This is a genomic window from Bifidobacterium rousetti (genome assembly GCF_008698235.1).
Classification (GTDB): domain Bacteria; phylum Actinomycetota; class Actinomycetes; order Actinomycetales; family Bifidobacteriaceae; genus Bifidobacterium; species Bifidobacterium rousetti.
In genome coordinates, this window is sequence record NZ_PEBH01000010.1 from 93,312 (window position 1) to 107,239 (window position 13,928).

Consider the following 13,928-nt stretch of genomic DNA (forward strand, 5'->3'; position numbering starts at 1 on the left):
TCCTAGAATGGGGTCCGCGCTTATAGGGGCTTTCGGTCCCGGGGCGCGGACCCCATTCGCCGTATCAGAAGGGAACCGCACATCATGAAACTCAACAAGCAATCGACCGCGCGCCTCTACGCGCTCACCTGCGTGGCCTGCGTGGCCTGGCTCGTCCAGTCGCTCATGGAGGCCAACTCCGACGGCTCCCTGACCAACTGGGCCACCATCGTCTTCTCCCTGTGCCTGCTCGTCGTCATCGGATGGACCGGATACAACGCCATCATCGGCTGGAACGCCAAGGACGATGACGAGGACGACGGCGCGAACGGCGACGGCAAGAACGATGGCGTGAACGGCGGCGACGCCCGCAAATAGTCCGCACCGCGGACGCGACGTCCGCCGTGGCGCGTGCGTTCCGTGTACATTAGCTAAGTATGAACGCAAGTGACGCCTTCCAGCCATCCGCGATGGACCTGATCCGAGCGGGATTGCAGAACCTCGACGAAGCCCGCGGCATGTTCGACCGTCTCAGGGCCGATGGCGTGCCGTCCGACCGTCTGCGATTCGTCCTGAAGGCGCTCGCCGAGGCGTGCGACCCCGACGGCGCGCTCGCCAACCTCGTGAGCATCACCAACGCCGTGCAGAGCCAGGGGCGCGACTTCGACCGCATGGTGCCCGACGCGGCGGCCTTCGAACGGCTCATCACCGTGCTCGGCGTCTCCGACGAGCTCGGCAAGCTCATGCGCTTCCGCCCCGAACTGGTCGAGGCGGCGTCCACCGACGCCTGCAACAGCCACCTGTACACCCGCGAACAGCGCCGCGCCCACGTCCTGAAGGCCGTCGGCGCCGATCCCGGCGATCTAACCGCACCCGTCGCCACCAAGGAGCTCGCCGACGCCGCCACCGCGCTGCGCGGCACCTACCGCCGCCAGCTCGCCGCGATCATGGCGCAGGACGCCACCGCCGCCGATCCGTGCGCGATCCAGCCCACGATCAGCCGCGGCCTGTCCGATCTGGCGGACGCGGCCCTCGAAGGCGCGCTCGCCATCGCCCGCCACGAGGTCAAGGGAAGCGAGCATGTGCGCTTCGTCATCATCGGCATGGGCAAGCTCGGCGCCCAGGAACTGAACTACGTCTCCGACGTCGACCTCATCTACGCCGTCGAGCCGGCCGACAAGGAGATCGGGCGGCAAGAGCTGCTGCGCACCGGCACCAAGATGGCCACCACGCTGCAGCGCGTCTGCCAGTCCATCATCATGGGCGTCGCCGAACCCACCCTGTGGCAGATCGACGGGGGGCTTCGACCCGAAGGCAAGGACGGCCCGCTCGTGCGCACCATCGAATCGCACGAGGGCTACTACCAGCAGTGGGCCGAGAACTGGGAGTTCCAGGCGCTGCTCAAGGCGCGGCCGGTGGCCGGCGACCCCGAGCTCGGCCGTCAGTACATGGAGATGACCCGCCCGTTCGTATGGACCGCCTCCAAGCGCGACAACTTCGTCTACGACTGCCAGCAGATGCGCAAACGCGTCGAGGACCTGATCCCCGCGCCGCTCAAGGACCGCGAGATCAAACTCGGGCGCGGCGGCCTGCGCGACGTCGAATTCACCGTGCAGATGCTCCAGCTCGTCCACGGGCGCTCCGACGAGACGCTGCGCACCCGCTCCACGCTCGAATCGCTGGCGAGGCTCGCCGAAGGCGGCTACGTCTCGCGCAAACAGGCGGCCCGGCTTTCCGCCGACTACCGCTTCGAACGCGTGCTCGAACACCGCCAGCAGATGTGGGGGCTCAAGCGCACCCACCTGTTCCCGGATCTCGGCGCCACGGCGAACCTCGGCGGGCTCGAACGCAAGCGCGACGTCGACGTCGACGAGCTGAACCAGAACCAGGAGCTGCGCCGCGTGGCCCGCGCCTTCCGCATGCACCCCGAGGAGCTCGTCGAACGCTACGACGAGACCCGACGCGAGGTGCGCCACCTGCACCTCGACATCTACTATCGTCCGATGCTGCCCGTCTCCGCGCAGCTCGAGGACGACCAGATCGACCTGAGCAAGACCGCCGCGCAGGAGCGTTTCAGCTCCATCGGCTTCGGCGACCCGGATGCCGCCATGCGCCACGTCGCCGCCCTGACCGCCGGCATCGGACGGGCCGCCAAGATCAACCGCATCATCCTGCCCGCCGTGCTCGAATGGCTCGGACAAGGGCAGAACCCGGACATGGGCCTGCTCAACTGGCGCAAGCTCGAGGAGCACTTCGGCACCGAAAGCGAGTACCTCGGCTTCCTGCGCGACTCCAACTCCGCCGCCCAGCGCCTGTGCCATGTGCTGTCCAACTCCCGGTTCCTCGGCGACGCGCTCAACAAGTCGGTCGAATCGGTCACCTGGCTGGGCGACGACGATCGGCTCAAGGCGCGCACCCGCGAGAGTCTCGACGTGCAATGCCGCTCCTCGCTGGAACGCAACGCCGAGAACATCAACGACTTCGCCACCTCGATGCGCGCGATGCGCCGCCACGAGATCGAGCGCATCGGACTGGCATGGATGAGCGGCGTGATGGACGACGCCGCCAGCCTCAAGGGCATGACCGACGTGTACGACGCGATCATCGAGGCGTCGCTCGAATGGGCGGTCCGCCGTCGCGTGCGCGAGGGCGGGCTGACGTCGGCGCCGGCCGCGCTCGCCGTCATCGGCATGGGACGGTACGGCGGGCGTGAGGTCAACTTCAGCTCCGACGCCGACGCGATCCTCATCTACCGTCCCACGGACGGGGCGCACGTCGACGAGGGGACGGCGAACCTGTTCGCGCGCAAGGTCGTCGAGGACCTGCGCGCCATCCTGCAGGGGCCCACCACGCTGGAGCCGCAGATCGAACTCGATCTGGACCTGCGCCCCGAGGGCAAAAACGGCCCGCTCGTGCGCTCCTACGCCTCCTGCGAGGAGTACTACCGCTCGTGGGCGAGCACCTGGGAGCATCAGGCGCTGCTGCGCGCCCGGTACGCGGCCGGCGACAGGGAGCTCGCGCACGACTTCCTGACCAACATCGCCGACCCGCTGCGCTACCCGCATGTGGACCTGACCGACACCGAGATCGGCGACATCCGCAAGCTCAAGGCGCGCATGGAGGCCGAACGCCTGCCGCGCGGCGTGCGCCGCGATCGTCACCTCAAGCTCGGCAAGGGCGGCCTGTCCGACGTCGAATGGACCGTGCAGCTCATGCAGCTCGAACACGCGGGCGACATCGCCGACCTGCGCGTCAACGGCACGCTGCCGGCGCTCGACGTGCTCGAGGCGCGCAAGATCATCTCCAAGGCCGACGCGTTCACCCTGCGACGCGCGTGGACGATGTGCACGGCCGCGCGCAACGGCAACTACCTGTGGAGCGGCCGCGCGCGTCAGGCGGACATCCTGCCCGACGACATGTACTCGCTCGGCGGCATCGCCGTGTACCTCGGGTACGACGCGAATCGCGGGCAGCATTTCGAGAACGACCTGCTTGCGGTGATGCGCAAGGCGCGAGAAGTGGCCGAACGCCTGTTCTACGGCCGCTGATCTTTCGGAAGGGGAGCAACATGGTGTCCAGCAAACTGGTGTTCATCGACATCGACGGCACGCTGGCCGACGAGAGGCACATCGTGCCCGAATCGGCGGCGCTCGCATGCCGCGAGGCGCAGAAGAACGGCCACCGGCTGTTCATCTGCACCGGCCGGTCCATGCCGAAGATCGAGAAGAGCATCCTCGATCTGGGATTCGACGGCGTGGTGTCGGTCGCGGGCGCGCAGGCGAACATGGGCAGCAAGGTGCTGTTCCAGCGGTTCGTTCCGCCGGAGGCGATCGACGCGGCCGACAGGTACTTCCGCGAGCACCACATCGAGGCGTACCAATGGCAGGGCGCCGACGGCATGTACATCTCGGAGGGCTATCGCCGTCATCTCGAGGAGAAGGGATCGGCGTGGAACCGCGGCGAGTTCGCGCGGTTCTGGCATCGCCTTGATGAGATCGAGATCCCGTCGGGCTCCACGCTCGGACAGGTGATCCACGTGAGCAAGGGATCGTACTTCACCGGCCCCGACCCGGACGTGAGCTTCGAGGAGACGCGTCGCGACCTCGCCCCGTGGTTCGAAACCGTGCACGGCTCGTACGACAAGATCTCGCCGAACAACGGCGAGCTGCTCATCAACGGCGTCGACAAGGGCACCGCCGTGCGCGAGGTGGCCGCGCGCCTCGGCTACGACATCGCCGACACGATCGCCATCGGCGACAGCGACAACGACACCGCGATGCTCAAGGCTGCCGGCACGTCCGTGGCGATGGGCAACGCGATCCACGGCATCAAGGACTTCTGCGACCTCGTCACCACCGACATCCACGACGACGGCCTGGCCAACGCGTTCCGCACGCTGGGGCTGACCGGTGACGGGGACGCCCGGAGCGATGATGCCGAAACTGATGGAAAGGACGGTCGATGATGCCTGTTGCCGTTGCCCGCTGCGGGTCCGTGTCCGCGCTGACCCTGGGATTGCCGGTTTCGATGGCGGTGCCCGAAGCGAAGGGTGCGCTGCCCAAGGCGATGTTCCTCAAGCTGCCGATCTCAGCCAAGCTGAAGCAGCGGCTGAACACCGAGGTCGAGTCGATCACGATGCTCGCGCTGATGCGCCCGGCCAACACCGGTCTTGAGGCGGTCGCCGGCAGGATCCCGGAGGTGCTCGTCATCGGGCTGAAACTCACCGGCAAAACCGACGTGGTGCCGGCCGAGATCGTCGAGCTCATCTCGTCGATCCGCAGCAAGTCGGGCATCGTGTTCGTGTGCGTGCGGGACGTGCCGTTCGAGGGAACGACGCGCGAGGAGTGCGCGTTCGCGGTACGCCGCGCCGTGCCGGTCAAGCCGGGGCGGCCTGCGGTCGCGAAGGTGTACGCGGGGCGTTGGATGCCTGCCGGCGAGGCGCAGCTGGAGGTCGGGGTCGCCGGGGCCGCTGTCGCGGGAGATACGGACGATGCCGGTTCCGCGGAAGCCGTGCCCCGGACGATGGACACGCTGTGGCATTCGCTGTGCGCGCAGGCCGTGCTGGGGGACGCGGACGGGACGGACCTTGATGCGCGCATCGCGCGGCGGGACCTGATCGCCCGGCTCAAGGCCGACGAGTCGAAGCTCTCACGCGACCACCAGCGCGCGAAGAACCCCGCGCAACGCAATGAGATCTACGCGAAGCTGCACAAGGTACGTGCGCAGATCGCGCAGATGGAGGGGTGAGTCGAGGTGGTCGGGTCCGGGGTCCGGGGTCTCTGGGTGGGGGCGCTGCCGGGCCCTTCGGCCTCGGCCTGTCTCGGTGGCTTTGGATGCCTTGGAGAACCGGGGCTTTGGGGCGCGTCACTTCGTGTCCGTGAGGAACGCGCGGATGTCGCGAATCTCCTCGTCGCGGATCGCGTGGCCCATCCCCGCATACTCGCGGTAGGTGAGGTGTCCGGCGGACTCGAGGACGCGGCGGGCGTTGCGCTGATCGTCGAACGGGATCGTGTGGTCCTGGGAACCGTAGGCGAGCAGGAACCGGGTGGGGGAGTCGAGTCGGGTGGTTTCCTCGCCCTTGAATGACGGGCTCATGAGGATGGCCGCGTCGAACGCGTCCGGATGCTCGAGAACGAGCCGATAGGAGAGATAGCCGCCCTGCGAAAAGCCGATGAGGACCTTGCGACGGCCGGCGAACAGCGGGTTGTCGAGCAGCGGGACCAGCGTATCGCCGACGGCCGTGCACGCACGGCGCCGTTCTTCGACCCCGCAGCCGTCCGGATACCAGTACGCGCCGCCCATGTATGGCCGGTCGTAGGTGCCTCGGAACGAGAGATAGCTTGGGGTGGCGGTTACGGTTGAGGCCGCGGCGGACGGGTGCGGTCCGGTGACGTCGGAGGAGTCGTCGCCGTTGTCACCATTGTTATCGTCATCGTTGTCGCTATCGTTGTCGAGATCGCCATCGAGACCGCCGTCGGCGTAGACCGCGTCGATGATGCGGATCATCTCGCGCTCGTCGTTGCCGTACCCGTGGAACATGATGAACAGCCGGTCGTCGAACGGCGATCCTGCCTGTGGAACATTGATCTGACTGGTCATACGCAGCTGCATCGTCGATCCTCCCTCGCCCATCGGCGTCGTTTCCGGTCCGTCTCGGGGGTCTTTCGATTCTCCTCGGATGTCGTTTCCGATCCGTCTCCAGTCTAGGCGTCAGGTTCTCTCGAAACGAGCCCGGTTCTCGAGAGAACCTGACGCTGAACCATTGTGAGCGACGGTTTTTCTCGAAACGAGGTCTGTTCTCGAGAGAACCCGTCGCTAGGTCGAGTCAAGCGACGGTTTCTCTCGAAACCGCCCAATTCCCCGAGAGAACCTGACGCTGAGCCGCCGTCAGCGACGGTTTCTCTCGAGACAAATCGATATGTACGTTTGTACACGCCGACAACTTTGAGAAGTTCGAATAACTAGAGGTTGTGCGATATGATGAATGTGGACGATGGCGCATGGTCGTAACCGGTTCGATGAGGATGCCGGCATGGGCCGATCGTGAAGGAGGCGAGGATGGCGCGCGACTATCAGGTGATTGTCGAACAGTTGCGATCGCGCATTCAAGCCGGTGAATTCGGCAGGAACGGCAAGCTGCCCACCGAGGAGCAGCTGATGGAGCAATATGGCGCAACGCGATACGGCGTGCGCAAGGCGCTGGGTTCACTGGCTGACATGGGCATCGTGTTCTCCATGCGAGGCAGCGGCGTCTATGTCCGTGACGGTCGGGAAGACAACGACTATATACCGATTTGTGACATGCGCGGGTTATCCTCGGAGTATCCGGGACGCAAGGTTCGATCCAGAGTTCGTGAACTGTCCATGTTGCGTGCGGATGCCAGGCTGGCAGAGAGGCTGCGTTGTACTGTTGGAACTCAGGTATGGAAAGTTGTCAGGGTGCGCTTGATCGATGGGGAGCCATGGTTTTTCGAGAAATCTTGGTTTCCCAAGGATGTGGTGCCGTATCTTGATCTGCACATAGCTGAAGGGTCGCTCTTCGGATATGCGCGCAATGTACTTGGACGGAACTTCGGATACGCCGATAGGGTGTTCGATGTGCATGAGCTTGATGCCGAAGAGGCCAAAGAGCTTGGTCTACACGAGGGGGAGCTCGTCCCCCGTCTTGAATCTGAGGTATTTCTCGAAGACGGTAGAACTCTCAATTACTCGGTTCTGATCGGTGATCGTCGCAAAGTACGTTTCTTCGCGAGATCATCAGTGGGGTGATCGGTAGAACGGGTTCCAGCGAGATCGACAGCAGAACGATATGACAAAGACGGAAGAGAAAACAATGAAGCCCAAGATCATCCTGCTCGACGTCGACGGGACATTGGTCGACTACGAGAACAACCTGCCCGACTCGGCGGTCGAGGCTATCCGCAAGGCGCGGGCGAACGGCCACAAGGTGTACATCTGCACCGGACGCAGCAAGGCCGAGGTGTATCCGCCGCTGTGGGAGATCGGCCTCGACGGCATGATCGGCGGCAATGGCAGCTATGTCGAGAGCGACGGCGAAGTCGTCATGCACCGGACGCTCGCCCTCGAGCAGTGCGCACGGGCGGTCGATTGGCTCAATTCGCGCGGCCTTGCGTTCTATCTCGAAAGCAACAGCGGTCTGTACGCCAGCGAGGGGTTCGAGGAGGGGGCGCTCGCCGCCGTGCGCGAGTACTCCGCGCGCAAGGGCAAGGAGGGCGCCTGCACGATGACCGTGCGCGACGGCTATCCGGAGATGATCTACGACGGCGAGCTGTATCGCGACGATGTCAACAAGATCAGCTACGTGCTCGGTTCCTATCAGGATTTCCTTGATACCAGGGAACGGTTCGACGACCTGCAGAACGGCACATGGGGCGGCAGGGATGCCACGGCGCTGTGGGGTGACCTCGGCGTCAAGGGCATCACCAAGGCGCACGCCATCGATGTGTTGCTGGCGCACCTCGGAGCCGACAGGGCCGACACCATCGCGTTCGGCGACGCGACCATCGACGTGCCGATGCTCGAGTACTGCGCGTTCGGCGTCGCGATGGGCAATGGCTCGGACGACGTCAAGGCGAGGGCCGACCTCATCACCGACGACGTCGAGGCCGACGGTCTCGCACACGCCTTCGAACGATTGGAGCTGGCATGAAATTCCACGAATTGGCCGCGGCGATAGCCGACGAAATAGACAAGGGCACGTATGCCGACGGCAAATTGCCGACGGAGAGCCAGCTCATGCAACGGTATGAGGTCACGCGCTACTGCGTGCGTAAGGCCATCGCGGAGTTGGTCACGCAGGGACGTGTGTATTCGGTGCGCGGCGGCGGCATGTATGTACATGAACGTTCCCGTGAGGGGTTCGTGAGCGTCAACCTCAGTGGGTTGAGCGCGTCGTTCCCCCCTGGGGATTTGGTCTCCAAGGTGTTGTCGATCGGACTGCGCAAGGCCGGCGATACCGTTGCCGGGAGGCTGAAATGCGATCCAGATGACCGCGTGTACGAGTTGAAGAGGATTCGTTTTCTGAGAGGGGAGCCGTTGCTGCTGGAGCATGCGTTCTTTCTCCAGCCCGTGGTCAAATACCTTGACGAACATATCGCGATGGGTTCCATCTTCAGATATCTGGCCGATAGTCAGGACGTCGTGGTCCGTTTCGTCGACAAGTCATTCCGCGCCGATGCGATGCCCGAGGACGTGGCGTTGACCATGGGGTTGACGCCGGGGGAGCCGACACTGATCGTGGAGGACGAGGTGTACAGCATGAACGGCACGGTGTTCGATGTTTCGGTGAGCTATTACAACTACCGTCTCGGCAGGTTCTTCAGCATGTATGACGTGAGTTGACACGGGCTGGATCGGCCTGGCCGTGCGGTGCGTTGCAGGTGCGACACGGCATCCGAAGCTGCGGCGTATGACGGCGCCACCCCGAGGAGGGGTGGCGCCGTCTTCTCGTATCGGGAGGCATGTGCGTATGTGATTGCGTGGGGGCGTTCGGGTGCATGTGCGTGCAGGTAAAAGATAAGAAAAGTTATTCGTATAACTTTGGCAGTTTTATGCCAGTGTGAGCGTTAACGTAGTTAATGAGAGCTGTATAAATGTCGTCAAATCGTTGAAAATACCGGCGTGTCGCATTTTGACAAGTAGTTCGAACAAGTGCATACTATAGCCAAGAAGTTCGAACAACTTCATAGAGTTCGTACTTCAGGTTACAAGGAATGGAACTATCTCACAGCGATGTGAATAGGAGAAACAAGGAGTAATCCAATGAAGGAGCATTTCCAAGCTGCTGGCGATGCCATGATGAAGGGCTTCGCTCGGTTCAGCACCTTCAAGATCGTGGTTGCCTTGAAGGATGCGTTCATCCTGACGCTTCCGGTCACCCTGCTTGGCTCGATCTTCCTGCTGGTCGCGAACATCCCGATCACCGGCTACGCCGACTTCATGTCGAAGTACCTGACCGAGAACTGGGATATCGGTCTGAACCAAGCGTATTCCGCCACGTTCAATGTGCTGGCCATCGTCGTCGCAGTCGGCGTCGGTTACTCCTACGTGCATAACGAGAAGCTGGACGGCATCTCCGGCGCCATCCTCGCCATGGTCTCCTTCTTCTGTGTCTCCCCGTCATCGTTCGGCATCGACCACAGCACTGTCGACGCCCTGCCCAAGGGGATCACTGCCGAGGTCGCCAACGTCATCCCCTTGACCTGGGTCGGCGGTAACGGCATCATCTCCGCCGTCATTTGCGGCCTGTTCTCCTCCTGGGTCTTTACCAAGTGCATCAAGAAGAACGTGCGCATCAAGATGCCTGATTCCGTGCCCGAGGGCGTGTCGAACGCGTTCTCCGCGCTCATCCCCGGCTTCATCGTGCTGTGCGTTTCGGCCCTCGCCTACCAGCTGTGCGAGATCTTCGGCGGCGTGTCCCTCACCGAGATGATCTTCAAGGTCATCCAGGCGCCTCTTCAGGGCCTGACCGACAACCTCGCCGGCGCCATCATCTTCGCGATCCTGCCGCCGCTCATGTTCTGGTGCGGTATCCACGGCCCGAACGTCATGCAGGGCATCCTCCTGCCGCTCGCCACCGCGAACTCCCTTGCCAATCAGCAGCTCATCGACGCCGGTACCGCCCTCACCCGCGAGAACGGCGCGCACATCATCACCCCTCAGCTGTTCGATCTGTTCAACAAGTTCGGCGGCTGCGGTCTGACCCTCGGCCTGCTCATCGCGGTGTTCATCGTCGGCCGCTCCCAGCAGCTGCGCGAGGTCTCCAAGATGTCCTTCGTGCCCGGCCTGTTCAACATCAACGAGCCTGTCATCTTCGGTCTGCCGATCTGCTTCAACCCGTACTTCCTCGCCCCGTTCATCCTCTCCCCGCTCGCCGCGATCGTCATCATGTACTTCGTGCAGATCACCGGATTCATCGCTCCGTTCGGCGCGGTGCAGGTGCCGTGGACGACCCCGCCGATCATCTCCGGCTTCATCGTCGCCGGGTGGAAGGGATCGCTGCTGCAGATCATCATCACCGCGGTCTCCACGCTGATCTACCTGCCGTTCGTCAAGATGCAGGACCGCATCTACGTCAAGGAGGAGGCCGAGATGGCCGCCGCCGAGGCCGAGGCCTGACGGATCATTCCCGTTCCGGCGAACAACCGACACTTGGCCGCCCGCTGACGAGAACGGGCGGGCGGCCATCCAAACCGACAGTTCTCGCACCCAACTCATACCCACCAACAATCACCAACATCGACGGCCGATGAAGGTCGTCACAACGAAAGGAATCACCATGAAGATCGTCCTGTGCTGCGCCAGCGGAATGTCCACCAGCATGCTCGTCAAGAAGATGCAGGAGGCCGCCGTCAAGAAGGGCGTCGACGTCACCATCAGCGCCTGCCCGGTCACCGAGCTCGACGTCAAGGCGTCCGACGCGAACGTCATCCTCCTCGGCCCGCAGGTTCGCTACGAGCTGTCCAACGTCAAGAACAACTTCGGCGACCGTGCCGGCGTCGACGCCATTGACCCGCGCGACTACGGCATGATGCGTGGCGACAAGGTGCTCGCCCACGCCATCGAAATCGCCAAGTGACGATCGCCCATCCATTCTCAGTCACAGCGAAAGGCATATGCGATGACGCAAGAAGAATATGAGATGACCTGCTTCCAGATGATCACGGCCGCGGGCACCGCGAAGTCCGATTACATCGAGGCCCTGCGCGCCGCCAAGACCGGCGACTACGCGAAGGCCGAGGAGCTGCTGGCCAGCGGTCTGGAAAGCTACAACGCCGGCCACGAGGCACACTCGGCGATGGTGCAGCAGGAGGCTGCCGGCAATCCTGTCGCCCCGACCCTGCTCATGACCCACGTCGAGGACCAGATGATGAGCGCCGAGGTGATCCGCACCATGGTGATCGAACTCATCGACGTCTACAAGAAACTCGAGAACAAGGAGAACTGAACGATGGCTTTCCCGAAGAACTTCCTGTGGGGCGGCGCGGTTGCCGCGCACCAGCTTGAAGGCGCATGGAACGAGGGTGGCAAGGGCATGTCCGTCGCCGACGTGATGACCGCGGCCCGCCACGGCGTGCCTCGTGAGATCACCGACGGCATCATCGACGGCAAGGTCTACCCGAACCACTGGGGCAACGACTACTACCACCGCTACAAGGAGGACCACTCCCTGTACCAGGAGATGGGCTTCCGCTCCTTCCGCACCTCGATCGCATGGACCCGCATCTTCCCGAACGGCGACGACGCGGAGCCGAACGAGGAGGGCCTCAAGTTCTACGACGACCTGTTCGACGACATGCTCGCCAAGGGCATCGAGCCGCTGGTCACCCTCTCCCACTTCGAGCTGCCGCTGCACCTCGCGAAGATGGGCGGCTTCACCAACCGCAAGGCGATCGACTGCTTCGTCCGCTTCGCCACCACCGTGCTGGAACGGTACAAGGACAAGGTCAAGTACTGGCTGACCTTCAATGAGGTCAACAACCAGATGAACATGGGCATGCCGTTCTTCGGCTGGACCAACTCGGGCGTGTACTTCGACGAGAACACTCCGATGCAGGAGCGCAAGCAGAAGATCTGGCAGGCCGTGCACAACGAGTTCGTCGCCTCCGCACTGGTCGTGAAGAAGGCCCACGAGATCAACCCGAACTTCCAGATGGGTTGCATGATCGCCTTCACTCCGGTCTACCCGGCCACCTGCAACCCGGCGGACGCGATCTACGCCGAGGAGCGCATGCGCGACAAGTTCCTGTTCACCGACGTCTACGCGCACGGCAAGTACCCCGAGTACCTGCGCAAGCGCTGGCAGAACGAGGGCATCGAGATCCAGATGGAGCCCGGTGACGAGGAGATCATCGCCGGCGGCATCATGGACTTCATCTCCATCAGCTACTACATGTCCGCCACCGTCTCCGCGTCCGCGTCCAAGGAGATCACCCCGACCACGCAAGTGGCCGGCGAGGTCCCCAACCCGTACCTGAAGGCCACCGACTGGGGCTGGACCATCGACCCGCAGGGCCTGCGCTACGCGCTGCGCCGCCTCTACGACCGCTACGCCATGCCGATCTACGTGGTCGAGAACGGCTTCGGTGCCTACGACACGGTCGAGGCCGACGGCAGCATCAACGACGACAACCGCATCGACTACCTCTCCGCCCACATCAGCGAGATGAAGAAGGCGGTCGAAGAGGACGGCGTCGACGTGCGCGGCTACTACATCTGGGGCTGCATCGACCTGGTCTCCGCCGGCACCGGCGAGATGAAGAAGCGGTACGGCATGATCTATGTCGACGCCGACGACGAGGGCCACGGCACCTTCGAGCGTCGTCGCAAGAAGTCCTTCTACTGGTACAAGAAGGTCATCGAGAGCAACGGCGAGGAGCTGTGAGCCCGATGACCGGCCATGCCACGTCCCGCGGGACGTGACGACGAACGAAATCCTCCCTTCGCATCATGCGGCGGGAGGATTTCGTCGTATCGTGAAAGGAAACGGATATGAACGGACACGAACGTGAAGGAGCGTACATGAATCGCGCAATCGTCTTCCTCGACATCGACGGCACGCTCTTCGGCCGTGACCATGTGATCGCGCCGTCCACACTCGACGCGATCCACACGGCGCAGCGCAACGGGCATCTCGTGTTCATCGACACGGGGCGCTCGCGGCCGGAGATCGACGACGAGGTGCTGGCCCCCGGATTCGACGGCATCGTCGGCGCGATCGGCGCGTACGTCGAGATCGACGGCAAGGTGCTGCTCGACCGGTTCATCGACCCCGCGGTCGTCACGCACGCTTCGCATGTGTTCGACGAGATCGGCGTCAACTACATGTGGCAGTCCTCGCGCGGCCTGTGGGCGTCCGCCGGGTACATGGCGCACGTCGACTGGGTGCGCCGCACCATGCACCCCGGATACGGCGGCGACTGGTGGCGCGTGCTCGAGGACGCGAAGGCCGAAGCATGGTTGGACAAGGTGCCGCTGGGCGAGCTCGTGCCCGGCTCGAAGTGCACGTTCTTCGCGCCGTCCTCGTCGCGCCTCACGCTGGACGACATCCGCGAGGCGGTCGGGCCGAGCCTCAAGATCGTCAGCGGGTCGATGGGCCTCGAGGCGCCCACCAACGGCGAGGGCATGACGCCCGGGGTCAACAAGGGCACGGGATTGAGGTACGTGGCGGACCTCTACGGCGTCGACATCGCCGACACCGTGGCCATCGGCGATTCCGAGAACGACACGGAGATGATCGAGACGGCCGGCGTGGGCGTGGCGATGGGCAACGCCACGGACGGCATCAAATCCGTCGCCGACTGGGTCACCACCGCGGTCGACGACGACGGCATCGCCCACGCCTTCGAGCATCTCGGCCTGATCTGACGGCTGTATCTGATCTGAACCGATCTGAACCGGTCTGGACTGATCCGAACCGGTCTGACTTG

General features: G+C 63.7%; 13 protein-coding genes. 12 read left to right on the forward strand and 1 reads right to left on the reverse strand.

Annotation, left to right across the window (positions count from 1 at the left end):
* The first annotated feature begins 84 nt into the window (after positions 1 to 84).
* The 4 genes from CSQ85_RS10510 to CSQ85_RS10525 are packed head-to-tail and all read left to right on the forward strand — an operon-like array spanning position 85 to position 5,226.
* Positions 85 to 357: a hypothetical protein gene (locus CSQ85_RS10510; protein ID WP_223846943.1), complete on the forward strand. Its 273-nt coding sequence runs from the start codon at positions 85 to 87 to the stop codon at positions 355 to 357.
* Positions 358 to 416: 59 nt separating this feature from the next.
* The gene (locus CSQ85_RS10515) at positions 417 to 3,527 is read left to right on the forward strand and encodes a bifunctional [glutamine synthetase] adenylyltransferase/[glutamine synthetase]-adenylyl-L-tyrosine phosphorylase (protein WP_150383998.1); all 3,111 of its coding nucleotides are present in this window, start codon (positions 417 to 419) and stop codon (positions 3,525 to 3,527) included.
* A gap of 20 nt (positions 3,528 to 3,547) precedes the next feature.
* Positions 3,548 to 4,444 (forward strand): HAD family hydrolase, encoded by an 897-nt coding sequence (locus tag CSQ85_RS10520; RefSeq protein ID WP_150383999.1) that lies wholly within the window; start codon positions 3,548 to 3,550, stop codon positions 4,442 to 4,444.
* The gene (locus CSQ85_RS10525) at positions 4,441 to 5,226 is read left to right on the forward strand and encodes a DUF4391 domain-containing protein (protein WP_150384000.1); all 786 of its coding nucleotides are present in this window, start codon (positions 4,441 to 4,443) and stop codon (positions 5,224 to 5,226) included. Before CSQ85_RS10520 ends, CSQ85_RS10525 begins: the two co-directional genes overlap by 4 nt.
* Before the next feature lie 117 nt (positions 5,227 to 5,343).
* Here CSQ85_RS10525 and CSQ85_RS10530 read toward each other — a convergent pair whose 3' ends face one another.
* Positions 5,344 to 6,084, reverse strand: a complete 741-nt coding sequence (locus CSQ85_RS10530) for an alpha/beta hydrolase (protein ID WP_223846948.1) — start codon at positions 6,082 to 6,084, stop codon at positions 5,344 to 5,346.
* A 453-nt stretch (positions 6,085 to 6,537) separates the two neighbouring features.
* Here CSQ85_RS10530 and CSQ85_RS10535 point away from each other — a divergent pair, with 453 nt between their 5' ends.
* From CSQ85_RS10535 to CSQ85_RS10570, 8 genes are all read left to right on the forward strand, one after another.
* On the forward strand, positions 6,538 to 7,248 hold the full coding sequence (locus CSQ85_RS10535; RefSeq protein ID WP_150384002.1) for a GntR family transcriptional regulator: 711 nt from the start codon (positions 6,538 to 6,540) through the stop codon (positions 7,246 to 7,248).
* Between the two features lie 40 nt (positions 7,249 to 7,288).
* On the forward strand, positions 7,289 to 8,149 hold the full coding sequence (locus tag CSQ85_RS10540; protein ID WP_223846944.1) for a Cof-type HAD-IIB family hydrolase: 861 nt from the start codon (positions 7,289 to 7,291) through the stop codon (positions 8,147 to 8,149).
* Entirely contained in the window at positions 8,146 to 8,841 is a 696-nt protein-coding gene (locus CSQ85_RS10545) for a GntR family transcriptional regulator (RefSeq protein ID WP_150384003.1), read from the forward strand. Before CSQ85_RS10540 ends, CSQ85_RS10545 begins: the two co-directional genes overlap by 4 nt.
* A gap of 420 nt (positions 8,842 to 9,261) precedes the next feature.
* Positions 9,262 to 10,617: a PTS sugar transporter subunit IIC gene (locus tag CSQ85_RS10550; protein WP_150384004.1), complete on the forward strand. Its 1,356-nt coding sequence runs from the start codon at positions 9,262 to 9,264 to the stop codon at positions 10,615 to 10,617.
* A 160-nt stretch (positions 10,618 to 10,777) separates the two neighbouring features.
* Positions 10,778 to 11,077 (forward strand): PTS sugar transporter subunit IIB, encoded by a 300-nt coding sequence (locus CSQ85_RS10555; protein ID WP_107041647.1) that lies wholly within the window; start codon positions 10,778 to 10,780, stop codon positions 11,075 to 11,077.
* 42 nt (positions 11,078 to 11,119) lie between these two features.
* Positions 11,120 to 11,446, forward strand: a complete 327-nt coding sequence (locus tag CSQ85_RS10560; protein WP_150384005.1) for a PTS lactose/cellobiose transporter subunit IIA — start codon at positions 11,120 to 11,122, stop codon at positions 11,444 to 11,446.
* A gap of 3 nt (positions 11,447 to 11,449) precedes the next feature.
* Positions 11,450 to 12,883 (forward strand): 6-phospho-beta-glucosidase, encoded by a 1,434-nt coding sequence (locus tag CSQ85_RS10565; protein WP_107041649.1) that lies wholly within the window; start codon positions 11,450 to 11,452, stop codon positions 12,881 to 12,883.
* A gap of 137 nt (positions 12,884 to 13,020) precedes the next feature.
* Entirely contained in the window at positions 13,021 to 13,866 is an 846-nt protein-coding gene (locus tag CSQ85_RS10570; RefSeq protein WP_190973012.1) for an HAD family hydrolase, read from the forward strand.
* Positions 13,867 to 13,928: the final 62 nt, after the last annotated feature.